Annotated in this window: 25 protein-coding genes and 3 tRNA genes; 15 read left to right on the top strand and 13 right to left on the bottom strand. The window is 52.7% G+C overall.

The window, feature by feature from the left end:
* The first annotated feature begins 1 nt into the window (after position 1).
* Positions 2 to 1,648, top strand: coding sequence for a chaperonin GroEL (gene groL / locus QEN31_RS21185; protein ID WP_000729126.1), 1,647 nt, complete (start codon positions 2 to 4; stop codon positions 1,646 to 1,648).
* Positions 1,649 to 1,882: 234 nt separating this feature from the next.
* A complete protein-coding gene (locus QEN31_RS21180) occupies positions 1,883 to 2,236 on the top strand; it encodes a DUF4156 domain-containing protein (protein ID WP_064239817.1) in 354 nt (117 codons plus the stop codon).
* Between the two features lie 47 nt (positions 2,237 to 2,283).
* On the opposite strand, the gene QEN31_RS21175 is transcribed toward QEN31_RS21180, so the two are convergent.
* Together QEN31_RS21175 and epmB are read right to left on the bottom strand one after the other, a co-directional pair.
* Positions 2,284 to 3,141 carry a YjeJ family protein gene (locus tag QEN31_RS21175; RefSeq protein ID WP_001229227.1) on the bottom strand — a complete coding sequence of 286 codons (858 nt, stop codon included), beginning with the start codon at positions 3,139 to 3,141 and terminating at the stop codon, positions 2,284 to 2,286.
* Positions 3,142 to 3,422: 281 nt separating this feature from the next.
* On the bottom strand, positions 3,423 to 4,451 hold the full coding sequence (gene epmB / locus QEN31_RS21170) for an EF-P beta-lysylation protein EpmB (protein WP_000940482.1): 1,029 nt from the start codon (positions 4,449 to 4,451) through the stop codon (positions 3,423 to 3,425).
* Positions 4,452 to 4,491: 40 nt separating this feature from the next.
* Here epmB and efp point away from each other — a divergent pair, with 40 nt between their 5' ends.
* The 3 genes from efp (at position 4,492) to ecnB (ending at position 5,507) form a co-directional block, all read left to right on the top strand.
* The gene (gene efp, locus QEN31_RS21165) at positions 4,492 to 5,058 is read left to right on the top strand and encodes an elongation factor P (RefSeq protein ID WP_000257282.1); all 567 of its coding nucleotides are present in this window, start codon (positions 4,492 to 4,494) and stop codon (positions 5,056 to 5,058) included.
* Between the two features lie 60 nt (positions 5,059 to 5,118).
* Positions 5,119 to 5,253 (top strand): entericidin A/B family lipoprotein, encoded by a 135-nt coding sequence (locus QEN31_RS21160; protein ID WP_001595192.1) that lies wholly within the window; start codon positions 5,119 to 5,121, stop codon positions 5,251 to 5,253.
* Between the two features lie 107 nt (positions 5,254 to 5,360).
* Positions 5,361 to 5,507, top strand: coding sequence for a lipoprotein toxin entericidin B (ecnB, locus tag QEN31_RS21155; protein ID WP_000239598.1), 147 nt, complete (start codon positions 5,361 to 5,363; stop codon positions 5,505 to 5,507).
* A gap of 30 nt (positions 5,508 to 5,537) precedes the next feature.
* On the opposite strand, the gene QEN31_RS21150 is transcribed toward ecnB, so the two are convergent.
* On the bottom strand, positions 5,538 to 6,125 hold the full coding sequence (locus QEN31_RS21150) for a helix-turn-helix transcriptional regulator (protein ID WP_000912959.1): 588 nt from the start codon (positions 6,123 to 6,125) through the stop codon (positions 5,538 to 5,540).
* Positions 6,126 to 6,381: 256 nt separating this feature from the next.
* Here QEN31_RS21150 and sugE point away from each other — a divergent pair, with 256 nt between their 5' ends.
* Entirely contained in the window at positions 6,382 to 6,699 is a 318-nt protein-coding gene (sugE, locus tag QEN31_RS21145) for a quaternary ammonium compound efflux SMR transporter SugE (RefSeq protein WP_000118469.1), read from the top strand.
* Between the two features lie 16 nt (positions 6,700 to 6,715).
* Here the strand turns inward: sugE and QEN31_RS21140 are convergent, their stop codons facing one another.
* The 5 genes from QEN31_RS21140 to frdA all read right to left on the bottom strand — a co-directional run bounded on the left by QEN31_RS21140 (position 6,716) and on the right by frdA (position 10,654).
* The gene (locus QEN31_RS21140; protein ID WP_001238396.1) at positions 6,716 to 7,249 is read right to left on the bottom strand and encodes a lipocalin family protein; all 534 of its coding nucleotides are present in this window, start codon (positions 7,247 to 7,249) and stop codon (positions 6,716 to 6,718) included.
* Between the two features lie 111 nt (positions 7,250 to 7,360).
* Positions 7,361 to 7,720: a fumarate reductase subunit FrdD gene (gene frdD, locus QEN31_RS21135; RefSeq protein ID WP_000609650.1), complete on the bottom strand. Its 360-nt coding sequence runs from the start codon at positions 7,718 to 7,720 to the stop codon at positions 7,361 to 7,363.
* 10 nt (positions 7,721 to 7,730) lie between these two features.
* Entirely contained in the window at positions 7,731 to 8,126 is a 396-nt protein-coding gene (gene frdC, locus QEN31_RS21130) for a fumarate reductase subunit FrdC (RefSeq protein ID WP_000208749.1), read from the bottom strand.
* 10 nt (positions 8,127 to 8,136) lie between these two features.
* Positions 8,137 to 8,871, bottom strand: coding sequence for a fumarate reductase iron-sulfur protein (frdB, locus tag QEN31_RS21125; RefSeq protein WP_000829509.1), 735 nt, complete (start codon positions 8,869 to 8,871; stop codon positions 8,137 to 8,139).
* Positions 8,864 to 10,654 carry a fumarate reductase (quinol) flavoprotein subunit gene (frdA, locus tag QEN31_RS21120; RefSeq protein ID WP_001192954.1) on the bottom strand — a complete coding sequence of 597 codons (1,791 nt, stop codon included), beginning with the start codon at positions 10,652 to 10,654 and terminating at the stop codon, positions 8,864 to 8,866. Before frdA ends, frdB begins: the two co-directional genes overlap by 8 nt.
* 322 nt (positions 10,655 to 10,976) lie before the next feature.
* On the opposite strand from frdA, the gene epmA reads away from it, so the two are divergent.
* From epmA to QEN31_RS21105, 3 genes are all read left to right on the top strand, one after another.
* Positions 10,977 to 11,954 carry an elongation factor P--(R)-beta-lysine ligase gene (gene epmA, locus QEN31_RS21115; RefSeq protein WP_000004794.1) on the top strand — a complete coding sequence of 326 codons (978 nt, stop codon included), beginning with the start codon at positions 10,977 to 10,979 and terminating at the stop codon, positions 11,952 to 11,954.
* 225 nt (positions 11,955 to 12,179) lie between these two features.
* Positions 12,180 to 13,682, top strand: coding sequence for a glutamate/gamma-aminobutyrate family transporter YjeM (yjeM, locus tag QEN31_RS21110; RefSeq protein ID WP_000149871.1), 1,503 nt, complete (start codon positions 12,180 to 12,182; stop codon positions 13,680 to 13,682).
* A 64-nt stretch (positions 13,683 to 13,746) separates the two neighbouring features.
* The gene (locus QEN31_RS21105) at positions 13,747 to 14,067 is read left to right on the top strand and encodes a hypothetical protein (RefSeq protein ID WP_001737341.1); all 321 of its coding nucleotides are present in this window, start codon (positions 13,747 to 13,749) and stop codon (positions 14,065 to 14,067) included.
* Positions 14,068 to 14,203: 136 nt separating this feature from the next.
* Here the strand turns inward: QEN31_RS21105 and mscM are convergent, their stop codons facing one another.
* The 3 genes from mscM to rsgA form a co-directional block, all read right to left on the bottom strand.
* A complete protein-coding gene (mscM, locus tag QEN31_RS21100) occupies positions 14,204 to 17,530 on the bottom strand; it encodes a miniconductance mechanosensitive channel MscM (protein WP_001236763.1) in 3,327 nt (1,108 codons plus the stop codon).
* An 18-nt stretch (positions 17,531 to 17,548) separates the two neighbouring features.
* Positions 17,549 to 18,517, bottom strand: a complete 969-nt coding sequence (asd, locus tag QEN31_RS21095) for an archaetidylserine decarboxylase (RefSeq protein WP_000934949.1) — start codon at positions 18,515 to 18,517, stop codon at positions 17,549 to 17,551.
* A 91-nt stretch (positions 18,518 to 18,608) separates the two neighbouring features.
* Positions 18,609 to 19,661, bottom strand: coding sequence for a small ribosomal subunit biogenesis GTPase RsgA (gene rsgA / locus QEN31_RS21090; RefSeq protein ID WP_000041945.1), 1,053 nt, complete (start codon positions 19,659 to 19,661; stop codon positions 18,609 to 18,611).
* A gap of 106 nt (positions 19,662 to 19,767) precedes the next feature.
* Here rsgA and orn point away from each other — a divergent pair, with 106 nt between their 5' ends.
* Positions 19,768 to 20,313 (top strand): oligoribonuclease, encoded by a 546-nt coding sequence (gene orn / locus QEN31_RS21085; protein WP_001271546.1) that lies wholly within the window; start codon positions 19,768 to 19,770, stop codon positions 20,311 to 20,313.
* A gap of 61 nt (positions 20,314 to 20,374) precedes the next feature.
* Here orn and QEN31_RS21080 read toward each other — a convergent pair whose 3' ends face one another.
* A complete protein-coding gene (locus QEN31_RS21080; protein ID WP_000727897.1) occupies positions 20,375 to 21,115 on the bottom strand; it encodes an arginine ABC transporter substrate-binding protein in 741 nt (246 codons plus the stop codon).
* Between the two features lie 275 nt (positions 21,116 to 21,390).
* Here QEN31_RS21080 and QEN31_RS21075 point away from each other — a divergent pair.
* The 3 genes from QEN31_RS21075 (at position 21,391) to QEN31_RS21065 (ending at position 21,930) form a co-directional block, all read left to right on the top strand.
* Positions 21,391 to 21,466, top strand: a tRNA-Gly gene (locus QEN31_RS21075).
* 156 nt (positions 21,467 to 21,622) lie between these two features.
* A tRNA-Gly gene (locus QEN31_RS21070) sits at positions 21,623 to 21,698 on the top strand.
* Positions 21,699 to 21,854: 156 nt separating this feature from the next.
* Positions 21,855 to 21,930: transfer RNA gene (locus QEN31_RS21065), tRNA-Gly, on the top strand.
* Positions 21,931 to 22,199: 269 nt separating this feature from the next.
* Here the strand turns inward: QEN31_RS21065 and queG are convergent.
* Complete coding sequence (gene queG / locus QEN31_RS21060; RefSeq protein ID WP_023137590.1) at positions 22,200 to 23,339, bottom strand: tRNA epoxyqueuosine(34) reductase QueG; 1,140 nt, start codon at positions 23,337 to 23,339, stop codon at positions 22,200 to 22,202.
* Here queG and nnr point away from each other — a divergent pair.
* Both nnr and tsaE read left to right on the top strand, forming a co-directional pair.
* Entirely contained in the window at positions 23,338 to 24,885 is a 1,548-nt protein-coding gene (gene nnr, locus QEN31_RS21055; protein ID WP_000968675.1) for a bifunctional ADP-dependent NAD(P)H-hydrate dehydratase/NAD(P)H-hydrate epimerase, read from the top strand. The two genes, queG and nnr, sit on opposite strands and share 2 nt — an antisense overlap.
* Positions 24,857 to 25,318: a tRNA (adenosine(37)-N6)-threonylcarbamoyltransferase complex ATPase subunit type 1 TsaE gene (gene tsaE, locus QEN31_RS21050; protein WP_000981983.1), complete on the top strand. Its 462-nt coding sequence runs from the start codon at positions 24,857 to 24,859 to the stop codon at positions 25,316 to 25,318. The genes nnr and tsaE overlap by 29 nt, the downstream gene beginning before the upstream one ends.
* Positions 25,319 to 25,325: the final 7 nt, after the last annotated feature.

Here is a 25,325-nt window from a genome sequence, read left to right as displayed (position 1 = left end):
AATGGCAGCTAAAGACGTAAAATTCGGTAACGACGCTCGTGTGAAAATGCTGCGCGGCGTAAACGTACTGGCAGATGCAGTGAAAGTAACCCTCGGTCCGAAAGGCCGTAACGTGGTTCTGGATAAATCTTTCGGTGCGCCGACTATCACTAAAGATGGTGTTTCCGTAGCGCGTGAAATCGAACTGGAAGACAAGTTTGAAAACATGGGCGCGCAGATGGTGAAAGAAGTTGCCTCTAAAGCGAACGACGCTGCAGGCGACGGTACCACCACCGCGACCGTACTGGCGCAGTCCATCATTACCGAAGGCCTGAAAGCCGTTGCTGCGGGCATGAACCCGATGGACCTGAAACGTGGTATCGACAAAGCGGTTGCTGCTGCGGTTGAAGAGCTGAAGGCGCTGTCCGTACCGTGCTCCGACTCTAAAGCGATTGCTCAGGTAGGTACTATCTCCGCTAACTCCGACGAAACCGTAGGTAAACTGATCGCGGAAGCGATGGATAAAGTCGGTAAAGAAGGCGTCATCACCGTTGAAGACGGTACCGGTCTGCAGGACGAACTGGACGTGGTTGAAGGTATGCAGTTTGACCGCGGCTACCTGTCTCCTTACTTCATCAACAAGCCGGAAACTGGCGCAGTAGAGCTGGAAAGCCCGTTCATCCTGCTGGCTGATAAGAAAATCTCCAACATCCGCGAAATGCTGCCGGTTCTGGAAGCCGTTGCAAAAGCAGGCAAACCGCTGCTGATCATCGCTGAAGATGTTGAAGGCGAAGCGCTGGCTACCCTGGTAGTGAACACCATGCGTGGCATCGTGAAAGTGGCTGCTGTTAAGGCACCGGGCTTCGGCGATCGTCGTAAGGCGATGCTGCAGGATATCGCTACCCTGACCGGCGGTACCGTAATCTCTGAAGAGATCGGTATGGAGCTGGAAAAAGCAACCCTGGAAGACCTGGGTCAGGCGAAACGTGTTGTGATCAACAAAGACACCACCACCATCATCGATGGCGTGGGTGAAGAAGCTGCCATCCAGGGCCGTGTTGCTCAGATTCGTCAGCAGATTGAAGAAGCGACCTCCGACTACGATCGTGAAAAACTGCAGGAGCGCGTAGCGAAACTGGCAGGCGGCGTTGCGGTTATCAAAGTTGGTGCTGCGACCGAAGTTGAAATGAAAGAGAAGAAAGCCCGCGTTGAAGATGCCCTGCACGCGACCCGTGCTGCGGTAGAAGAAGGCGTGGTTGCTGGTGGTGGCGTTGCGCTGATCCGCGTTGCTTCTAAAATTGCTGACCTGAAAGGCCAGAACGAAGACCAGAACGTGGGTATCAAAGTTGCGCTGCGCGCAATGGAAGCTCCGCTGCGTCAGATCGTACTGAACTGCGGCGAAGAACCGTCTGTTGTCGCTAACACCGTTAAGGGCGGCGACGGCAACTACGGTTACAACGCAGCAACCGAAGAATACGGCAACATGATCGACATGGGTATCCTGGATCCAACCAAAGTTACCCGTTCTGCGCTGCAGTACGCAGCTTCTGTGGCTGGTCTGATGATCACTACCGAGTGCATGGTGACCGACCTGCCGAAAAGCGATGCTCCTGATTTAGGCGCTGCTGGCGGCATGGGTGGTATGGGTGGTATGGGCGGCATGATGTAATTGCCCATACCCTGCATCCTTCAGGCTGCAGATGCGTTGGCTAACCCCAGTCACTTCCTTGAGTAAGTGACTGGGGATTACCGCCTTCCTGCAACCAGAATGATTTGGGTGCTTATCTCCCAGAATTGAGAAACCCCCGGGCAGAAATGACCGGGGGTTTTTCTTTTAGTCATCTTTTTAGTATAAGATTCAGATACGGACAAAACGTCCAGCTCATTGATTATGGGGAATAACATGCACGTGAAATATTTAGCAGGGATCGTTGGCGTCGCGCTGCTGATGGCGGGTTGTAGCTCCAGCAACGAACTCACCGCTGCCGGCCAAAATGTACGCTTTGTCGAAGATAAGCCAGGCGCGGAATGCCAGCTAATTGGTACGGCAACCGGTAAACAGAGTAACTGGTTTTCAGGCCAGCACGGCGAAGAGGGTGGCTCAATGCGTGGCGCAGCGAACGATCTGCGTAATCAGGCAGCCGCGATGGGTGGAAACGTGCTGTATGGCGTAAGTAGTCCGTCGCAGGGCATGTTGTCCAGTTTTGTCCCGACGGCCAGCGAGATGAACGGCCAGGTTTATAAATGTCCGAATTGATATGTCTGAATCGTAACGCCCTCTGAAAGATTCAGAGGGCGATATGGTTAGCGTTTTTCCTGCGATGATGCCATGCGTAGATTATGCAACGCGCGCATGCATTGATCTTGCGTCAGACGCGCTGCTTTACCGGTTCCAAGCGTTCTGACAAAAACCTTACACGGTTTTCCTTCCAGCTTTTTAAGACGCGGGCTGAAATTCAGCAAGCGGCGTGATATCGCTTCAGCTTCTTTAGAGCCTGACTGACTACGGGTCTTAATGATGGTGCCGCAATCATGCGATTGTCCTGCCTCATCCGTATAACGATAAACGAGCGCTAAATAATGGTTATACAGATTATGTTTCCAGTCAGGCTGGTTATAGGTATCGAATTCGATATTACCGTTTTCCAGGCAGTCAGCATCGTATAATGGTAAAAAGTCCAGCATTGAAGAAATACGCAATGCGAGCTCACGCATTTCGGCATTATTAATGGCGTGAATAATAGCCATCACCAGAACTTCAACCTGCCACTCACCGACCTGTAAATCAAGATGGCTACCATTGTGCAGCTTTAACGTAAAGGTTAATACTTTTTCTGTATTATCGCTCAACGCTAAAGATTCAACACGCTGATTAACATCGGCGTTTTCCAGCTCTTCACGGAGTATTGCCGGAATATTCTCATGCATTTTAAGCACATGACTGCTTTTGGCTTTCTGGCGTTTTTCCTGCTCTTGTTCCGGCAGCGAGTGTTGTAAATAAAGCCGGTGTTCAAGGCCGATCAACAAGTCTCGCAGCGCGAGCACAGGAAAGAAAAGCAGTGTTTCTTTATTTCTCAGTGACTTCACCTTAAGCGCCAGCGCGATAAACTTATCATTGTGACGAATAACGCCGGTATTTAGTCCCTTAATCGTTAAGGCCATGTCAATTCTCCACAAATATAAAATAATTAAATGTTTTACTGCAATGTATTTGATATATAAATTGTTTATGCCGTCCTATAAAAAGGAGAACCAGTATAATTCGAAAATGCAGTACACGCTAAGCGAGTCCTAAAACGGACTTTATTGAAAAGAGAGGACCGGAAAGGTGTATTTAACGAAGGTTAGTTTATCCTCGCCAAAGGGTGAGGAGAATCGCGGGGGAGTCTCCTCGTAATATTGCGCGGTAATATTTTTCGTCGTCCCTGACGCGCCCGCGAGGATTAGCACTGCCGAAGCTGTAAATCCAGCGGTGTTTTGCTCGGTTCGCCGCCGATTTCACGCGCCAGTCTTGGCACCATATAGCCGGATACCAGCGTGAGCAGTTCGCGCATGATTTGCCGGGCTTCGTCATCGGTGACCATAAAATGCGCGGCGCCCTGCACTTTATCCAGCACATGCAGGTAATAGGGCATCACGCCGGCGTCAAATAGCGCGTTGCTCAGATTCGCCAGCGTTCGCGCGTTATCATTCACGCCACGCAGCAGGACGCTCTGGTTGAGAAGCGTGACGCCCACGTGGCGCAGTTTCTTCATCGCCAGGCAGAATGCCTCGTCCACTTCATTAGCGTGGTTGATATGGTTCACCAACAAAATTTGCAGACGTGACTGGTCAAAGCGGGCGACCAGTTCGTCAGTAATGCGTGCCGGGATGACGATAGGCAACCGACTGTGGATGCGTAGCCGCTTGACGTGCTTAATGGCTTCCAGTTGCGTGAGCAGCCAGTCCAGCTCATGATCTTTCGCCATCAGCGGATCGCCGCCGGAAAAGATGATCTCATCCAGTTCCGGGTGTGCGGCGATATACTCCAGCGCGACTGTCCAGTTGCGCTTATTGCCTTGATTCTCCGCATACGGGAAGTGACGACGGAAACAGTAGCGGCAATTTACCGCACATCCGCCTTTTACCAGCAATAGCGCCCGGTTTTGGTATTTATGCAATAATCCTGGCACCACGCTGTGTTGCTCTTCCAGCGGGTCCGTGGAGAAACCGGGGGCGACAATAAATTCATCCCGGGACGTCAGCACTTGACGTAAAAGAGGATCGTCAGGGTTGCCCTTCTCCATGCGCGCAATAAAAGCGCGCGGCACGCGGAGGGCAAACAAGCGCCTGGCGTCCTGTCCTGCCCGGAGGTTTTCATCAGCTTCAATCTGTAAAAGATGCAGCAGTTCGTCGGGATTGGTCACAACATCGGCAAGTTGCGCTAACCAATCTTCTCGCAATGGGGTATTTAGGGTTACAATATGCGCCATTTTGTGGCTTAGCTACCAGTTAACAATTTCAGAGGGCCTTATGGCGACTTACTATAGCAACGATTTTCGTTCCGGTCTTAAAATCATGTTGGATGGCGAACCTTATGCGGTTGAATCCAGTGAATTCGTGAAACCGGGTAAAGGCCAGGCGTTTGCCCGCGTTAAGCTGCGCCGTCTGCTGACCGGCACGCGCGTTGAGAAAACCTTCAAATCGACCGATTCCGCTGAAGGCGCGGATGTAGTCGATATGAACCTGACTTACCTGTACAACGACGGTGAGTTCTGGCATTTCATGAACAACGAAACCTTCGAGCAGCTGTCTGCAGATGCCAAGGCTATCGGCGACAACGCAAAATGGCTGTTGGATCAGGCGGAATGCATCGTGACCCTGTGGAACGGTCAGCCTATCTCTGTCACTCCGCCGAACTTTGTTGAACTGGAAATTGTTGATACCGACCCAGGTCTGAAGGGCGATACCGCAGGTACTGGCGGCAAACCAGCCACGCTGTCTACTGGCGCAGTGGTTAAAGTTCCGCTGTTCGTGCAGATTGGCGAAGTGATCAAAGTCGATACCCGTTCCGGCGAATACGTATCCCGCGTAAAATAATTTACGTTATCGGGAAAAATGGTGCAGCGTATGCTGCGCCATCCTATTTTTCGCACCTCAATGATGAAACGCTTTATCAGCCTTGTCGCGCTGGTTCTTCTTACCAGCACATTATTAACGGCATGTAATACCGCCCGCGGCTTCGGCGAAGATATTCAGCATCTTGGCCACGCCATCTCCCGCGCAGCCAGCTAATCGCTTCTCGTCTTCCTAAAATTAGTCGATCGCCCGTCATTTTCTGGGATGTTGTCTATTATTAAGTTGCTATACACAAACAACATTGGCTAGAAAAGGAAGACATTATGGTTAAAAAGACAATTGCAGCGATCTTTTCTGTTTTGGTACTTTCCACTGTATTAACTGCTTGTAATACCACGCGCGGCGTGGGCGAGGACATCTCGGACGGTGGTAGTGCGATCTCTGGCGCTGCAACCAGAGCTCAGCAGTAATCATCAACGGTACGGCATGGCGTCGTACCGTTAATCGATTTTCTCCGGAAGCATAAGAAAGGGAGAATACCGATTATCCATATGAAGTTTCATACGGATATTACGCTTATAGGTGTAAACCGTTTTCCCGTGAATGCCAAGCGCATACGCAATCTCTTTATTGCTGGTGCCTTCCGTCCACATCGCGAGCACTTTTTCCTCCTGCGGAGAGAGCAATGGCGTGGCGCTTTCCGGCGCTTCCTGCAGTGGATGAGTATATAGCGCTCCTTTAATTCGTTGTGCAAGCTCATGTAAAGGCGTGTGTTTAGATAACACCGCATGACTGGCATATTGCGGTCTGTACGGCATATTCCCTGACTGTAATAATACCAACGGCGTCATCCTGCAGGCGGCAAAAAATGCATTGATAGGCTGTTCGGGTAAGGCATCGTTGAGAAAACCATATAAATCAGCGATAACCAGATGGGGCTTCCATTGCAGAATATGTTCTTTCGCCAGTATAAGGTTATTCATCCCGGATACCAGCAGTGAAGAACTGAGCACATCAGTGTGATTAAGCCAGGCCTCCATGCCCGTACGGGTAAAGTGGCATCGGTCTATCACTAAAATTTTCAACATAGTTTTTTGCACCCGGAAGTAGATAAAGCACTTTCTTTCCCAGAAGGCGTTCCATCATAGAGAACTCCTGTGGACGCTAAATGCGAAAACTACGCGGCTTAAAAGGGCCAATTCCCGCCTTTAGACGGAAAAAAATAAAAAGGTTGAAATTCATTTTCTCTCAGGCAAGAATGGCTTTTCATCCGTATACGTTACAGGACGACCTGTAAACGCTATTCTCACCGGGGACGGCCCCATTAATTATCTGGAGCCTGCTATGTCCTGGATCATTCTATTAATCGCTGGTTTACTTGAAGTAGTATGGGCTGTCGGCCTGAAGTATACCCACGGTTTTTCTCGTCTGACCCCCAGTATCATCACCATTACGGCCATGGTTATCAGTATGGCGTTACTTTCCTGGGCAATGAAAACGCTGCCCGTTGGAACGGCGTACGCCATCTGGACCGGCATCGGCGCCGTTGGGGCGGCAATCACTGGTATCCTTCTGCTGGGCGAGTCTGCCTCACCGGCGCGTTTGCTCAGTCTTGGCTTGATCGTCGCGGGTATCATTGGGCTAAAACTCAGTGCGCATTAATTCGTCGCTGATATTGCTACGAACCTGATTGTTTTACCCAAATTAATTTATTGACGTCAAACCCCTCCCGGGTCGCGACGGCCAGCATTTGCTGTTTTATTTCCTCAGAAAGCGTTGGCGTGCGAGAGAGTATCCACAGATAGTCGCGATCCGGGCCGCACACCAGCGCATGACGGTATTCCCGGTCAAGCGCAATCACGTTATAGCCGCCGTAGAACGGGCCGAAAAAAGAGACCTTGAGCGCGGCGCGGTTTGGACTACCGGTAAAATACGCTTTGCCTTCTGTTTTTTGCCACATTTCCCGATCCGGGTTATAGCCTTTATTGATGACATTAATCCCGCCATCGTCACGCAGACTATAGGTGGCCGTGACTTGTTCCAGTCCACGTTCAAATCGATGATCGAGGCGTGCGATCTCATACCAGGTGCCGAGGTAACGTTTGGCATCAAAGTTATTTACCACGGTAACGCCTTTAGGCGGGGTAGGCGAACTACAGGCGACAACCAAAAATGCCGCAGTAACCGCAGCAACGACGGGCAGCAAGCGCATAGCGTTTTTCCTTCCAGTGTTTTTTCTAAGTGTAGAACCTGGCGGGAAAATGAGAGGCAGGAAAAGAAAAAATGCCCTCTTATCGGGTAGATAAGAGGGCGTCGTGGCAACTTAGAGAGTGATAACGCCAATCGCCGTCACAACGGTCAGGATTGCCGCCAGACCGTAGAAGACCCATTTGCCCGCGGGCACGTGGATTTTCAGGTCATGCATCGCGTGGTGCATACGGTGTAGGCCACACCATAGCGGCAGCACGATCATCAGGAACAGAAAAACGCGACCAATGAAGCTTTGGGCGAACGTCAGTACGCGCTCAAAACTCAGGGCATCGCCCGGAAATAGCCCCAGCGGCAGCATGATGCCAACCAGTAGCACGATCACCGGCGCGATGATCGCGCCCCACATACCGCCTGCGCCAAACAGTCCCCAGAATACGGGTTCATCAGAACGTTTTGGGTTTGGATTAATCATCCGGGACTCCTTACCAGAACAGGGCAACATACAGAATGACTACGGTGACTACCGCAGTGACCACCCAAAGCCCTTTGATGATTGGCTCTGGCCCCATTTTTTCGTCTTTTACAATGATATTAGCCGCCTTCGGCGCCAGTTCAAACCAGGTTTTGGTGTGCAGCAGCGCGGCCGCCAGGGTGATCAGGTTTAAGATCACCACCACCGGGTTTTGTAAAAAGCCGACGAATCCCATCCAGGATTCCGCGCCGTGTTTGAGCGCAAACAGACCGAAAATCAGTTCAATACTGAACCAGACTGCCGGCACCGCTGTGCCTTCGCGCAGCATATAAAAGCGATAAAACGGCAGTTTTTTCCACCAGGTGGACGTCATCGGCCGCACATAGGGTTTGCGTTTAGTCGTCATGTTGCACTCCTTAGCGTGGTTTCAGGGTGGCGATAAGAAAGTCTTTCGAGCTTTCCACTTTACCCTGCTGAATGGCCGCAGCCGGATCGACATGTTTTGGACAGACTTCGGAGCAGTAGCCCACGAAAGTACAGGTCCATACGCCGTTCGGACTGTTCAACTGCGCCATACGCTCCTTCTTACCGTGATCGCGGCTATCTTCGTTATAGCGATGCGCCAGCGTAATCGCAGCCGGTCCGATAAATTCAGGATTCAGACCGAACTGCGGGCACGCGGCGTAGCACAGACCACAGTTGATGCAACCGGAGAACTGGTGATACTTCGCCATTTGCGCCGGGGTCTGGACATTCGGCCCCTGATCTGGCGTGCGAGAGTTGCCAATAATGTACGGTTTGATCGCTTCCAGGCTTTCGATAAAGTGCGTCATATCGACAACCAGATCGCGTTCAATCGGGAAGTTCGCCAGCGCTTCCACCTTCATACCGTTGGTGTAATCGCGCAGGAAGGTTTTACACGCCAGTTTAGGGACGTTGTTGACCATCATGCCGCAGGAGCCGCAGATCGCCATACGGCAGGACCAGCGGTAGCTCAGGTCTGGCGACAGGTTATCTTTGATGTAGCCCAACGCGTCCAGTAGCGATGTTGTTTCATCATAAGGAACTTCATAGAAAGCACTGTGCGGCGCGGTATCGGTTTCCGGGTTATAGCGCACCACCTCAACTTTCAGGTTTTTCATCTCAGCCATTCGCCTTCTCCTTCTTATCGGCTGCTTCCGCTTCACCGCCGTAAACACGTTTGGCTGGCGGCAGGGTGGTGATTTTCACGTCGCTGTATTCCAGACGGGTCGTGCCATCAGCATCGCGGAAGGCGAGGGTGTGCTTGAGGAAGTTCACATCGTCGCGCTCGGTACAGCCTTCATCCAGACGCTGATGCGCGCCGCGGGACTCTTTACGCGCCAGCGCAGAGTGCGCCATACATTCCGCCACGTTCAGACCATGACCCAGTTCGATGGTATACAGCAGGTCAGTGTTGAACACGCTGGAGGTATCGGAGATACGTACGCGTTTGAAACGTTCCTGAAGCTCGGCCAGTTTATCAACGGTTTTCTGCATCAGTTCCGGGGTACGGTAAATACCGCAACCTTCTTCCATAGACAGACCCATCTCATCGCGGATCTTCGACCAGTTTTCGTTGCCTTCCTGGTTCACCAGATTTTTCAGACGTTGTTCAATATCGGCAACCTGGGCGTCGAGCGCGGCGCTATTTGCGGCGCCTGCCGTAGCAGCGCGTTCCATTGCTTGTTCGCCAGCCAGACGACCAAACACCACCAGTTCCGCCAGCGAGTTGGAACCGAGGCGGTTCGCGCCATGCAGGCCAACAGAGGAGCATTCGCCAACGGCAAACAGCCCTTTGACACGGCTTTCACAGTTCTGGTCGGTTTCAATGCCGCCCATGGTGTAGTGCGCGGTCGGACGTACTGGAATCGGTTCTTTAACCGGATCGACGCCGACATAGGCTTTCGCCAGTTCGCAAATGAACGGCAGACGTTCATGCAGTTTCTTCTCGCCGAGATGACGCAGGTCGAGGTGAACCACATCGCCGCGCGGCGTGGAGATGGTGTTGCCTTTACGCCATTCGTGCCAGAAAGCCTGGGATACTTTGTCGCGCGGCCCCAGTTCCATATATTTGTTTTTCGGCTCGCCCAGCGGCGTTTCGGGGCCCATGCCGTAGTCTTGCAGGTAACGGTAGCCATTTTTATTGACCAGAATACCGCCTTCGCCGCGGCAACCTTCAGTCATCAGGATACCGGAACCTGGCAGGCCGGTCGGGTGATACTGAACGAATTCCATATCACGCAGCGGAACGCCGTGGCTCAGCGCCATGCCCATCCCGTCGCCGGTGACGATGCCGCCGTTGGTGTTATAGCGGTATACGCGGCCTGCGCCGCCTGTCGCCATTACCACGGCGTTGGCGCGGATTTGCACCAGCGTGCCTTCCATCATGTTCATTGCCACCAGGCCGCGCGCATGGTTGTCATCAACCAGAATATCCAGCACAAAATGTTCGTCAAAGCGCTGGATTTGCGGGAACTGCAGGGAAGTCTGGAACAGAGTATGCAGCATATGGAAGCCGGTTTTATCCGCGGCGAACCAGGTACGCTCGATTTTCATACCACCGAAGCGACGCACGTTAACGCTACCGTCCGGACGGCGGCTCCACGGGCAGCCCCATTGCTCCAGCTGCGTCATCTCAGTGGGACAATGGTGGACAAAGTAATCCACGACATCCTGCTCACACAGCCAGTCTCCGCCTGCTACCGTATCGTGAAAATGGTAGTCAAAGCTGTCATGATCCTGGGCGACAGCGGCTGAACCCCCTTCGGCAGCGACGGTGTGGCTGCGCATCGGGTACACTTTTGAGATCAGTGCGATTTTAGCATTGGGATTCGCCTGTGCGGCAGCAATTGCAGCACGTAATCCCGCGCCACCGGCGCCTATAATGGCAAGATCGGCTTGAAAGGTTTGCACGACATTCCTCCAGATTATTGTAATTTCACCCTCGCGCAGCCAGATAAAGCCTCTGGGTTCTGCGAAGTATGAATGCGTTTCCACTGCTCCTTTATGGGTACAACAGTATAGTCTCAGGGATGTGAGGGAAATTTGACGTGTTCGATTTTTTTAGCGTATCAGAGGGATGAATTATCATTGATTTTGATTAATTTAATTACTAAACCATCTGAAATCACTTTTTTTACCCTCCAGAAGGCGCCCGATACGCCTGCGCAAAATTTGTTTCGCCCGCGCGTTGCGAGTAGACTTCGTGACCTTGTCTTAAACTGGAGAAAGAATCATGAGCGAAACGGCAACCTGGCAGCCGAGCGCGTCCATCCCCAATTTATTAAAACGTGCGGCGATTATGGCGGAAATCCGTCGTTTCTTTGCCGATCGTGGAGTGCTTGAGGTTGAGACGCCCTGCATGAGTCAGGCGACGGTCACAGACATTCATCTGTTCCCGTTCGAAACGCGTTTCGTCGGACCTGGCCATTCCCAGGGGATCAACCTCTATTTAATGACCAGTCCGGAATACCATATGAAACGCCTGCTGGCGGCAGGGTGCGGTCCGGTTTTCCAGCTATGCCGCAGTTTCCGTAATGAAGAGATGGGACGACATCATAATCCGGAATTCACCATGCTGGAGTGGTATCGCCCGCATTACGATATGTACCGCCTGATGAATGAAGTGGATGATTTGCTTCAGCAAGTGCTGGATTGTCAACCTGCGGAAAGTCTCTCCTATCAACAGGCGTTTCAGCGCCATCTGGAGATTGACCCGTTATCAGCAGATAAAACGCAACTGCGTGAGGCGGCGGCAAAGCTTGATTTAAGCAATATCGCCGATACGGAAGAAGACCGTGATACGTTGCTGCAACTGCTGTTCACGATGGGGGTTGAGCCGCATATAGGTAAAGAAAAGCCGACCTTTATTTATCACTTTCCGGCAAGTCAGGCATCGCTGGCACAAATCAGTACCGAGGATCATCGCGTCGCCGAGCGCTTTGAGGTGTACTACAAAGGTATTGAGCTGGCGAATGGTTTCCACGAACTGACGGACGCACGTGAGCAACAACAGCGCTTTGAACAGGACAATCGTAAGCGCGCCGCTCGCGGTCTGCCGCAGCAGCCGATTGACCAAAATCTGCTGGATGCTCTGGCCGCCGGTCTACCGGATTGTTCCGGCGTGGCGCTGGGTGTTGATCGTCTGGTGATGCTGGCGCTGGGAGCAGAAAGCCTGGCGGACGTGATTGCTTTTACGGTCGATCGGGCGTAAATCTGAAATTCACTCTTTCGCGAGATAAAATGGCGCAATAAGCGCCATTTTGTAGCATATTTTTTCAATTATCCTCTGTTTGCCACAACATAAGGCTGGAACTTTGATGCCATTTAGGTATCAATCCTGTGTTGATTTTTTTATCGCTGACCTTCGTAAAAAAGAAGGCGGCGTCAATCGGTGAGCGGCGTCTGGCAAACGCGCTCGAGCGTAAGGGATGGTTGAATGACCCACACGATAAAAAAGATGAGCCTTATTGGGCTTATCCTGATGATTTTTACTTCTGTTTTTGGTTTTGCGAATAGCCCGTCGGCGTTTTATTTAATGGGGTATAGCGCAATCCCGTGGTATATATTTTCTGCCTTGCTGTTTTTTATTCCATTCGCCTTAATGATGGCTGAAATGGGTTCCGCTTATCGCAAAGAAGAGGGCGGGATCTATTCGTGGATGAATAATAGCGTGGGGCCACGTTACGCGTTTATTGGCACGTTTATGTGGTTTTCATCGTATGTCATATGGATGGTAAGTACGGCGGCAAAAATTTGGGTACCGTTTTCTACTTTTGTTTTTGGCGCCGATATGACGCAGCACTGGCGTATTGCAGGGCTTGAGCCTACGCAGGTTGTCGGGCTGCTCGCCGTCGGCTGGATGATTCTGGTGACGTGTGTCGCCGCCAGAGGGATCAATAAAATTGCGCGAATTACGGCGGTCGGAGGTATTGCCGTAATGTGTCTTAATTTAGTTTTATTGTTAGTGAGTGTCGCTATTTTGTTATTAAATGGTGGGCATTTTGCACAAGAAATTAATTTTACCTCGTCACCGAATCCGGGTTATCACTCCGGCCTGGCAATGTTGTCATTTGTGGTATTTGCTATTTTTGCTTACGGCGGTATTGAGGCTGTCGGCGGACTGGTGGATAAAACCGAGAAACCGGAAAAGAATTTTGCGAAAGGTATTGTTTTCGCGGCTATTGTGATTTCAATTGGTTATTCTTTGGCGATCTTTTTATGGGGCGTCAGCACTAACTGGCAACAGATATTAAGTAATAGCGCCGTTAACTTAGGGAATATCACCTACATTCTGATGTCGAGTTTAGGCACGACATTAGGTAACGCGTTAAACCTTTCTCCGGACGCAGCGATGACGGTGGGCGTCTGGTTTGCGCGTATCACCGGCCTTTCTATGTTTCTGGCTTATACCGGCGCGTTTTTTACGTTGAGCTATTCACCGCTGAAAGCCATTATTCAGGGGACGCCAAAAGCGTTGTGGCCCGCGCCGATGACGACACTGAACGCTAACGGTATGCCGGCGACCGCTATGTGGCTACAGTGCGTACTGGTGAGTCTGTTTATTTTGCTGGTCTCTTTTGGTGGTGACACTGCATCGGCGTTTTATAACAAACTCACGCTGATGGCGAACGTCTCAATGACCTTGCCATACCTGTTCCTTGCGCTGGCATTTCCCTTCTTTAAAGCGCGTCAGGATCTGGAGCGGCCATTTGTTCTCTTTAAAACCAAAGCCTCTACCCTGGTCGCGACGGGTGTTGTGGTGCTGGTGGTGACGTTTGCCAACGTCTTTACCATCATCCAGCCGGTGATTGAAGCTGGGGACTGGGACAGCGCCTTGTGGATGATCGGCGGCCCGATCTTCTTCTCGCTGCTGGCGATGGCGATTTATCAGAATTACAGCCGCCGCATGAGCGCTGATCCGGAGTGGGCGGCGGAGTAAAGACCGTATGCCGGATAAGACCCCAAGGGTCGCATCCGGCGTTTATTGCCCGATGGAGAACATTATGAATGATAGTTCGAGAGACCCGATTATCACGGAAGATGAGGTTAGGGCACTCAATTTTACTCCGGAAGATATCCTTGAAATAGAAAAGGTTATTCTTTCTTCCGTTCATGTTGCACGTCGAAAGGTTGCGATGGTAGTAGGAATGACTATTGGCACGTTAAGGGATCGCGATGAGGATAAGTGGAAACATGTGTCGGATATTTATTGCGCGTATGTTATAAGATGCCTCGTATTTCGCGGAGAACTGGTGGGTTACGGCGATTTATTCCGAATGCGCTATAGCGAAATTAACCTGCCTGCTGCCGATCTGGACGCATAATAAGTCCGAAAATGTCTGTGAGCTGCGATGAAATGCCCGATGGCGCAAGCTTATCGGGCCTACAGATTAATTGCCGGCCCGTAGGCCGGATAAGACCCGACGGGTCGCATCCGGCATTTCTTGCCTGGATCATGCGCTACAAACTCCCCGCCGGGCGGCTGGTTTTACCCGCTGACGTTAACGTTCTCCCCGTTTGTTTACCGCCGAGGCTCTCCAGACGCATCTGGAACGGCGGGAACGGCATATCAATACCGTGCTCGCGGAAGCCCGCCAGAATCAATTGGTGGATCTCATGGCGTAATGGCATACGGTGTCCCATTTCCGCGGCATAGATACGCAGTTCGAAAATTTGAATACCCTGCTGGAGATCCACCAGAAAGATTTCAGGCGGCGGGTTGTCCAGTACCAAAGAACAGCGCTGCGCCGCCGTCAGCAGAATTTGCGTCACCTCTTCGCTATTGGCATCCGCTGGCGCCGGGATGGTTAACACCACGCGCGTAACGGAGTCAGACAGCGACCAGTTGATAAACTGTTCGGTGATAAAGGCTTTATTCGGCACGATAATCTCTTTACGATCCCAGTCACTGATGGTGGTGGCGCGGGTATTGATTTTGGTCACGCTGCCGGTGAGATCGCGAATGGTCACCGTATCGCCGATACGAATCGGCTTTTCAAACAAAATAATCAGGCCGGAGATAAAGTTAGCGAAAATTTCTTGCAGGCCAAAACCAAGCCCAACGCCGAGCGCGGCCACCAGCCATTGTAGCTTCGACCACTCAATGCCGATCATCGAGAAACCGACCAGCCCGCCAATCAGCATTAACAGATATTTGGTGATGGTCGTGATGGCGTAACCGGTACCAGGCGTTAAATCGAGATGCTGTAATAACGCCAGTTCCAGCAGCGCAGGCAGATTACGCACCAACTGCGTGGTGATGATAAAGACCAGAATCGCAATGAGCACCGCCCCCAGAGTAATCGGCTCCAGGCTTTCCACGCCTTGCACCGTAGAGGTGACATCCCACAGCGAAATATTCTCCAGGAAGCCGAATGCCGAGTGGATTTCCGACCACAGTACAATTACCGATAGCAGGGCGATAAGCATCAGAATTGAGCGGACCAGACGCAGCGACTGAGCGCTAATAGCGTCAAGATCGATTTCACTTTCATCGATGTCGACCGCGCCTTCCAGGCTGGAGGAGTGCGCCGGTTCTTCTTCGCCGCGCGCGCGCTGCGCCAGCATTTCCGCCCGACGATGTTTGGCGCGGTCAAAAGCCAGTCGGCGTCGTTGGATCAGCATCCAGCGGCGAATGACGTGATAAATGACCAGCAACAGGAACCAGATGGCGACCGAGGTTTCCAGTCTCGCCAGTAGCGCCTGCGCCGTGGCCAGATAACCCACCGCCGCCGCCAGAATCGCGATAAGCGGCGCGCCCATCAGCATATTCCACAGCAGGCTGTTGACCATGTTGTCGCCGTTGCCTTCTTTATCAAGATAGAGCGGGATGCCCGCTTTTTTCAGACTCAGCGTGACCAGCGCCAGCGCGCCGCATATCAGGATGAAGCAAAGGCGGCCCAACGAGCCGGAAAACTCCCGATCGTTAAGATTATCAAACATGATCACTGCCATGATGAGCGGCACGATCAGCCCAATGCTCATCAGGTAGTAGCGCATCGCTTTCGCTACCCGGTTTCGCGGCCAGCCGAAATGCGCCACAAACAGACCATTAGGGCGGGCAAAAGCGGCGCAAATCATGACTACCCACAACAGCGGTACTGTCGCCGTCACGCCATCGCCGATGGCGACGGCCAGCGGATACGGCCAGGCTTCCTGTAGACCATAGCCGAGCGTCGCCCACAAGACGGGCAGCGGTGAGGCGACCAGAATCGACCAGAACACCGTTCGCAGCGTCAGCGAGAAGTGATCCTGGGTGACTTTCCCGACGCGCGAGGCCGAGCGCTCAAGGAACCGGTTGAAGTGTTGGCGTGAATAGAGGCTAAACCCGACCAGCGCCAGCGCGCCGAATAACGGCAGTAGCGTCTCTTTGCTGGTCAGCATCATGATGCTGGCTTTACCTAACTGATTAAACGTATCTAATGAGATAAGCCGACGTAAATCCTGAACCAAATCAACAGGCCAGGAGAGCGATAGCGGGCTAACGTCAGCGGTCCAGAACAGATAACGGTGGGTCGCTTCATTAACCTCTTTAAGCGCATCCTCCAGTTGGCTGTTGGAGACTTTCAGTTTGGTCAGCTCCAGGATCAGCGTGTCGCCGCCCTGTAACAACGAGTTGAGCAGCTCGCGCTGAGTGCGAAGCTGGGCGTCAAGAATCTGGTTTTGCTCGGCGGTCAGCGGCTGTCCATTGGCCTGACGTATTTGCCGTAGCTGCGGTTGCTTATTGAGTAATTCTTCATAGCGCATACGGTGAACGCGTAGCTGCGCCATTTCCGTATCAAGCTGCTGCGGCTTAGGCATCTCTGGCAGACGGGCGACCTGCGCGCGCAGCGCTTCGCCAAGCATGTTGGACACGCCAAGCCATTGCGACTGCTCCCGCAGCGTATTGAGCGCCTGGCGCACCTGTAACGTTTGGCTGGTGGCCTGTCGCTGCTGCGAGGCGACCAGATCCATCCGCTGCGCTTGTTGATTGAGCGCCTGTGACAGCTCGCGGTTGACTTTAAATTGTTCGACGATGCCTTCCGGCAAACCGGCGCTGTTTTCCGCCAGCAGCTCAGTACTTTCCAGCGCGCGTTCCGCTTCACGTTGGCGCAGGCTGTTGAGCTGATTGCGCAGCGCCTGAAGATACGCATCCAATTGTTGACTCTGTTTTTCCGCCAGCTCGGAACGCAGACGAGCCAGTTCCTGCCGGTTGTTGGCGGACAGTTGCGCCAACTCCAGTTCGTCGACTAACGCTTTTAGTTTGGCGGACTCCGCCTGCATACTGAGACTTTGCGCCTGGCTAAGCGCGGCATTTCCGCCTGCGGCGCCGAGCCGTCGCTCAATCTCATTAAGCTGGCGGCGGGCGTCGTTTTGCTGTTGGGGAAGCTGGCTGAGCGAGTCGGCGATCTCCCTGACGCGCTCCTGCTCCTGTTGCGCCTCGCGGGTTTTATCCAGTAGCTGGCTGCTAACCTGCAAGATCTCCTGATTTAACGCTTCGGTGGACATCTCTGGCGGTACGCTGCGAGGTTCATCGCGCAGATTATTCAACTGGGCGCGCAAGGTGGCGGATAGCTTAGGGAAGTTATCAATAACGTGTTGATATTGTTTCGCGCGCTCAAGCGAGCCTTTTCGCTCTTCAAGCGCGTTTAACGCAGTCTGGAGCGCCTCAACGGCTTCCGGCTGAGTGGGCTTCGCCGCTTTTGCCTGCTCCAGTTCCTGCGTGATTTGTTTGGCGTCGGGGGCCGTTGCGGCGAACGCCCCCGTGCTGAGGCACCAGGCCATCAGAAAAGCGATAATCAGGCGCACGTCAGCATTCTCTCTTGATTAGGTGTCGTCTTTTTTATTGTCAACCAGCGGGCTGGCGTCGTGTTCAGCTTTAATTTCTTCTGCCGGCAGCGGAGCAGGTTCCACCTCCGGCGCGACGAATGTTTCGGTCGACGTAGCCAGCGGTTGGCCAATTTTGGTAACGGACAGGCTTGCCAGCGACGCGATCAGATTCACTTTCCCCGGCGCAAATAAGTTGATGACCGTGGAACCCAGTTTAAAGCGCCCCATCTCCTGGCCTTTCAACAAGGCGACAGACCCTTCATGTTCGCCTTCTGGCCAGGTCCAGCGCTTGATGATGCCTTCGCGCGGCGGGGTAATGGTCCCCGCCCAGACGGTTTCGATACTGCCGACAATTGTTGCGCCGACCAGAATCTGCGCCATAGGGCCGAACTCGGTATCAAACAGACAGATAACGCGCTCGTTGCGGGCAAACAGGTTGGGGACGTTTTGCGCGGTCAGATGGTTAACGGAGAACAGATCGCCCGGTACGTAGATCATTTCACGCAGGATGCCGTTGCATGGCATATGCACGCGATGGTAGTCGCGAGGGGAGAGGTAAGTGGTCACAAACGTGCCGTTGCGGAACTTATCCGCCATCAGGTAGTTACCCGCCAGCAACGCTTCAAGGCTGTAATTATGGCCTTTGGCCTGCAAAATTTTATCTTCTTCGATACGACCCAACTGGCTTATCACGCCGTCAGCAGGCATCACCAGGATGTTAGGATCGGTATTGAGCGGACGCACGTCATCACGCAGCGGACGAACAAAGAAATCATTGAACGTACGATAGCTGGCGGTATCGGGTTTTTGCGCCTCGGTCATATCGACTTTGTAATACTTTACGAAGAGATCGATAACCAGTTTTGTCAGCCATCCTGCTCGTTTGCTTGCGCCCCAGCCCGCCAGGCGAGTGAGCCATAGTTTCGGCAGAATGTATTGTAGCGAAAGTTTAAATGAGTTTAACAAGGTAGCCTCCAGGCCATTGTTGTTCCTGAACCGGCAGTTATACCGGTATCCTGAAAAAAGGGGACGATTCTAACGACGCCTAGCGTATCTGTCAGTCGTCCGTATCAGAAAAGTTTTTACGCGTTTTTACCTGCGCCATACTTTCAAGAATTCGGTGATAATTTTCGAAACGGGTTTCCGCGATAGCGCCGTTCTCTACCGCTTCGCGAATGGCGCAGCCTGGATCGGCGTCATGCTTGCAGTCCCGGTATTTGCAATGTCCCAAATAGTCATGAAATTCGACAAAGCCCTGGGTGATTTGTTCCGGCTCCAGATGCCATAAGCCGAACTCGCGCACGCCGGGGGAATCAATGACATCGCCGCCATGCGGGAAATGATACAGACGAGCAGCGGTAGTGGTATGTTGACCCAGACCGGAGACATTCGACACATCGTTCGTCAGAATCTCGTTCTGTAAGCCGAGCAGAGCGTTTAGCAGACTGGATTTTCCGACGCCGGACTGCCCGGCAAAAATACTGATGCGACCGGTTAACGCCTCTTCCAGCGGTTTCAGACCATCCTGCGTATGGCTGGAGACCATCAGCACGCGATAGCCGATATTGCGGTAGATATCCATCTGCTCATTAACGAAGTCCATACCTTCGTCGTCCAGCAGATCAATTTTATTGAGTACGATAAGCGGCTCAACCTGTAGGGTTTCACAGCCGACCAGATAGCGATCGATGATATTCAGCGACAGCTCCGGCAAAATCGCGGAGACGATAACGATTTGGTCAATGTTGGCGGCAATAGGCTTCACGCCGTCGTAGAAGTCCGGGCGCGTCAATACCGAGGTGCGCTCATGCACCGCTTCAACGATGCCTTTTACGTTGACGCCCTCTGCGGCGGCTTTGCCCGGACGCCAGACGACGCGATCGCCCGTCACCAGCGAACGGATAGTGCGGCGGATATTGCAACGGTGAACCTCGCCGTCAGCAGACTCCACATCGGCATGCATACCAAAACGGCTAATGACGATACCTTCTGCAGGCTCGCCAAACAGGTTGTCATCGTAGTCGGCTTTCTCCGCGGACGTTTTTAAACGACGCTGGTGATTGGCGTTCACACGGCGCTGCTGGCCTTTGGAGAGTTTATTTTTGCTCAATCGTACTGGCTCCTGGTCGCCCATAGTGGGCAAAACATCTATGATACACGCAATTGTAGATGAATATAGTCACAGTGAATGTGACCTCTGAAGGGTGGAAAATAGCATGAGTGCCGATGAAAACAACCTGATTTGGATCGATCTGGAGATGACAGGTCTGGACCCCGAGCGCGATCGCATTATTGAGATAGCCACGCTGGTGACGGATGCCAGCCTGAACATTCTGGCGGAAGGGCCGACGATTGCGGTACATCAATCCGATGCGCAACTGGCGTTAATGGATGACTGGAACGTGCGCACCCATACCGGTAGCGGCCTGGTAGATCGCGTTAAGGCAAGTACGATGGGCGAACGAGACGCTGAACTGGCGACGATTGAATTTCTGAAAACGTGGGTGCCTGCGGGTAAGTCGCCGATTTGCGGTAACAGCATCGGTCAGGATCGTCGTTTTCTGTTTAAATATATGCCGGAACTGGAGGCCTACTTCCACTATCGCTATCTGGATGTCAGTACGCTCAAGGAACTGGCGCGCCGCTGGAAGCCGGAGATTCTGGCCGGCTTTACCAAGCAGGGCACGCACCAGGCGATGGATGATATTCGCGAGTCGGTGGCGGAGCTGGCTTACTACCGCGAGCATTTCATTAAGCTGTGAGGCGTAACATGCCGGATGGCAACGCCACAGCGTCTCATCCGGCAGCTCTCCCGCCACTGAATTACTGCGTAAACCATTTCTCTTGCATTTGCGCATATTCCGGCGACGCTTTCACCTTGTCGAGCGCGGCATTAATTTCTTGCAATAGCGCGTCGTTGCCTTTGCGTACCGCAATGCCTAACCCTTTTCCGTAGTAGTCAGGATCGCTGGCGCGTTCATCCATGATGGCGTAATCCGGATTGTTTTTTAGCCACTTACCAATCGCGGCGACATCGCCAAACACGCCCTCAAGACGGTTGTTTTTCAGATCGGTAAAGGCGTTTAGATAGCTGTCATAGGCGACAGGTGTGATAGCTTGTTGTTTATCCTGCAAATAGCGCTGATGCGTTGTACCGTTTTCCAGACCGACTTTTTTGCCTTTCAGATCGGCAAAAGTGTGATAAGCCCCTTTACGCGTGACGACTACCGCCGATAAACCTTCGTAATAGGGTTGGCTAAAGGAGACCTGCTGCTCACGTTTGGGCGTCATATCCATACCGGCGATCACCGCATCAAACTTTTTGAAGCGTAGGCTGGGGATCAGACTATCAAAGCTCTGGTTAGTAAATGAGCACTCCGCTTGCATCTCTTTGCAGACCGCGTTGGCGACATCAATATCGAAACCAACAATTTTATTATCGGCATCGACAAACTCATAGGGCGCATAGGTGGCGGAGGTGCCAAAATGTAATGTTCTGGCGGAAACGGAAGCGGCGTGAACGGAGAGGCTGGCTAACAGCATGACAATAAGTTTTTTTTTCATCTTGATCCCTGATATCAATTGGATGTTGTGGTCACCGTGCTATTCTTTTTTTGGCGCAGGGTGCTATTCTGATTCTGTGCCTTTAGGCGTGGCGTGAAAAGTTTTTTGTTGCATAGCGCACGCTTTGCTCGTTTTTTGTCTTGTTTGGTGATTTAATCAGCATTCAAACAAAAATCGCGAAAAAATGCGTTCAGGGGCTTGCAGCTAAATGGATTTCTCGTATAATGCGCCTCCCGTAACGACGCAGAAATGCGAATTACGACAGCAACAAATTTGCGGGAATAGCTCAGTTGGTAGAGCACGACCTTGCCAAGGTCGGGGTCGCGAGTTCGAGTCTCGTTTCCCGCTCCAAAATTTGAAAGTACTTGTTAAGTACAGACCACCAATCGCAGGATTTCGAATTGCGACAAGGCGGCAACTGAATGAGTCCTCAGGAGCTTACTGAAGTAAGTGACTGAGGCGAGTGAAGGCAGCCAACGCAGTAGCGGTTCGAAAGACGAAGATTATGCGGGAATAGCTCAGTTGGTAGAGCACGACCTTGCCAAGGTCGGGGTCGCGAGTTCGAGTCTCGTTTCCCGCTCCAAAATTTGAAAGTGCTTGTTAAGCACAGACCACCAATCGCAGGATTTCGAATTGCGACAAGGCGGCAACTGAATGAGTCCTCAGGAGCTTACTGAAGTAAGTGACTCAGGCGAGTGAAGGCAGCCAACGCAGTAACGGTTCGAAAGACGAAGATTATGCGGGAATAGCTCAGTTGGTAGAGCACGACCTTGCCAAGGTCGGGGTCGCGAGTTCGAGTCTCGTTTCCCGCTCCAATTCTTATCTACAGTAAAATTATCCACAACGAATATCGCGTTGGGGCACGTTTTGTTCCGCTTTCGTCAGATCCTTGTAAACAGACTTATCCACAGGGCGGCCCATTACTCCTGGAATGCAAAAAATTATACCTGACGCGTAGAATTTCTATAATTTACTGAAAAATATAGAAAAAATAAGATTTCAAAACGTTAGCGTTATTGTCTGTTCCTTTTTTCCCTCTTGAATCGCAATGTGTTTTTATTTTTATACACAGCCTGTGAATAATTCAGGCATCGCGCACCAGCCCTTTTTCAATCACCCTGACCAGACGCTGTTTTTTCGGTAGCTGCACTTCAATGATGCAGGCGTTGCGCTTTTCAATTTGTTGCGCAATCGCCCATTCGATATGCTCATCAAGAAGTGGATGCTCACCCTTGCGGCTTTCCAGCGCCGTAATGACGGCATTACTACACGGCGCATTCCCCAGCGCGACGGCAACATTGCGCAGCCAGCGTAAATGACCAATGCGCCGAATCGCAGAACCTTCAGTGACTTTCAGAAACTGCGCTTCGCTCCAGCTAAACAACTCAACCAAATCTGGGTTATGCAGCGCCTTGCGTGGGCTAAAATCTGCTTCGTCGGTCAACTGAGAGTAACGATTCCACGGACAGATAAGCTGGCAGTCATCGCAGCCGTAAATACGGTTGCCTATCAGTGGGCGAAATGCTTCCGGAATAGCGCCTTCCAGCTCAATGGTGAGATAAGAAATACAGCGCCGCGCGTCCACCGTATACGGTTCGACAATCGCCCCGGTCGGGCAAATGGTCATACAGGCGACGCATTTGCCGCAACCTTCCTCGACCGGCTGGTCGACCGGCAGCGGTAAATCAATCAGCAATTCCCCCAGGAAAAAGAATGAGCCCGCCTCCCGATTAAGGATAAGTGAGTGCTTACCCGTCCAGCCAAGTCCGGCTTTTTCCGCTAATGGGCGTTCAAGAATAGGCGCAGAGTCGACAAACGGTCTAAAATTCAGCGAACCGCAGTACTGCTGGATCTGCTCGCCCAGTTTTTTAAGGCGGCTGCGTAACAGCTTGTGATAATCACGCCCCAGCGCATATCGGCTAACGTAGCCCAGCGTGGGATCCTTCAACGTACTGGCAAACGCGGCGTTGGCGGGCAGATAGTTCATGCGCACGCTGATGACACGTAGCGTACCGGGTAAGAGTTCATGAGGCCGGGCGCGCATCATACCGTGGCGTGCCATCCATGCCATCTCGCCGTGGTATTGTTTGTCCAGCCACGCCTGCAGCGCAGGTTCGGATGCGCGCAGATCGGTATCAGTAATACCGACCTGCTGAAAGCCCAGCTCCAGCCCCCACTGCTTAATATTTTGCGCTAACTGATTGAGATCGAGGGGCTTTGACATGATGGACCATAACATGAAGAAAAACCCTGTAAGTATACCACACTCCATTTGGCCCGCCGATGACATCAAACGGCTGGAACGCGATGCGGCGGATGCCTTCGGACTCACACTCTATGAATTGATGCTGCGCGCTGGCGACGCGGCATTTCGGGTAGCCCGTGACAGTTATCCTGACACCCGACACTGGCTGGTGTTGTGTGGTCATGGCAACAACGGCGGCGATGGTTACGTCGTGGCGCGACTAGCGCAAGCGGCGGGCATTAGCGTAACGTTGCTGGCGCAGGAGAGCGACAAACCGTTGCCTGAAGAAGCGGCGCAGGCGCGCGATGCCTGGCTGAATGCCGGCGGCATCATCCATGCTGCCGATATTATCTGGCCGGAAGCGACGGATCTGATTATCGACGCGCTGCTTGGCACCGGCATAGCCCAGGCACCGCGCGACCCGGTAGCCGGTCTGATTGAACAGGCGAACGCCCATCCTGCGCCGGTTGTCGCCGTCGATATCCCGTCAGGTCTGCTGGCGCAAACGGGCGCCACGCCTGGCGCGGTGATAAGCGCCGCGCATACGGTCACGTTTATCGCCCTGAAACCAGGCCTGCTGACCGGCAAAGCGCGTGACGTTACCGGCATATTGCATTATGACGCGTTGGGACTGGAAGGCTGGCTGGCGAGCCAGACGCCGCCGCTCCGGCGTTTTGACGCGACGCAGTTGGGGCAATGGCTAACGCCGCGTCGACCGACCTCGCATAAGGGCGATCATGGTCGTCTGGCGATTATTGGCGGCGACCAGGGAACAGCGGGCGCAATTCGGATGGCTGGCGAGGCGGCGCTGCGTACGGGGGCTGGGTTGGTCAGAGTACTGACTCGCGGTGAAAACATCGCGCCGTTGCTGACGGCCCGCCCGGAACTGATGGTACATGAACTCACGCCTCAGTCGCTGGAAGAGAGCCTGACCTGGGCTGACGTTGTGGTGATCGGCCCGGGGCTTGGACAGCAGGAATGGGGCAAAAAAGCCTTACAGAAAGTAGAAAACGTCCGTAAACCTATGCTGTGGGATGCGGATGCGTTGAACCTACTGGCAATCAATCCTGATAAACGTCACAATCGCGTGATTACGCCGCATCCGGGAGAGGCGGCCCGCCTGTTAGGATGTTCTGTGGCAGAAATTGAAAGTGATCGCTTACTTTCAGCACAGCGTCTGGTAAAACGGTATGGAGGCGTGGTCGTGTTAAAAGGCGCAGGAACGATTATCGCCGCTGAACACCACCCTCTGGCTATCATTGACGCTGGTAATGCGGGGATGGCGAGCGGCGGGATGGGCGATGTCCTGTCCGGCATCATCGGTGCATTGCTCGGACAGAAGTTTACCCCGTATGATGCGGCATGTGTGGGATGTGTGGCTCACGGCGCGGCGGCGGACTTACTGGCAGCGCGTTATGGCGCTCGCGGCATGTTGGCGACCGATCTTTTTACTACGCTGCGGCGTATTGTTAACCCTGATGTGATTGACGTAAACCATGATGAATCGAGTAATTCCGCTACCTGACGAACAGGCGACGCTAGACCTGGGGCAACGGGTAGCCAACGCCTGCGATGGCGCGACCGTTATTTATCTGTATGGCGATTTAGGTGCCGGTAAAACGACGTTTAGCCGGGGATTTTTACAGGCGTTAGGCCATAACGGTAATGTAAAAAGCCCCACCTATACGCTGGTAGAGCCTTATGCGATTGATAACATGATGGTATATCACTTCGACTTATACCGTCTTGCGGACCCGGAGGAGCTGGAGTTTATGGGCATTCGCGATTATTTCGCCAACGACGCCATTTGTCTGGTTGAGTGGCCGCAACAAGGTAAAGGCGTTCTCCCCGACCCGGACGTCGAAATCCATATTGATTACCAGGCGCAGGGGCGTGAGGCTCGCGTAAGCGCGGTATCCTCATCGGGTCATTCGTTACTGGCGCGTTTAGCCGATTAGCTATAAA

Source organism: Salmonella sp. SA15303, from assembly GCF_029962125.1.
Taxonomy (GTDB): domain Bacteria; phylum Pseudomonadota; class Gammaproteobacteria; order Enterobacterales; family Enterobacteriaceae; genus Salmonella; species Salmonella enterica.
This window is presented reverse-complemented; position numbering and strand designations above follow the sequence as displayed.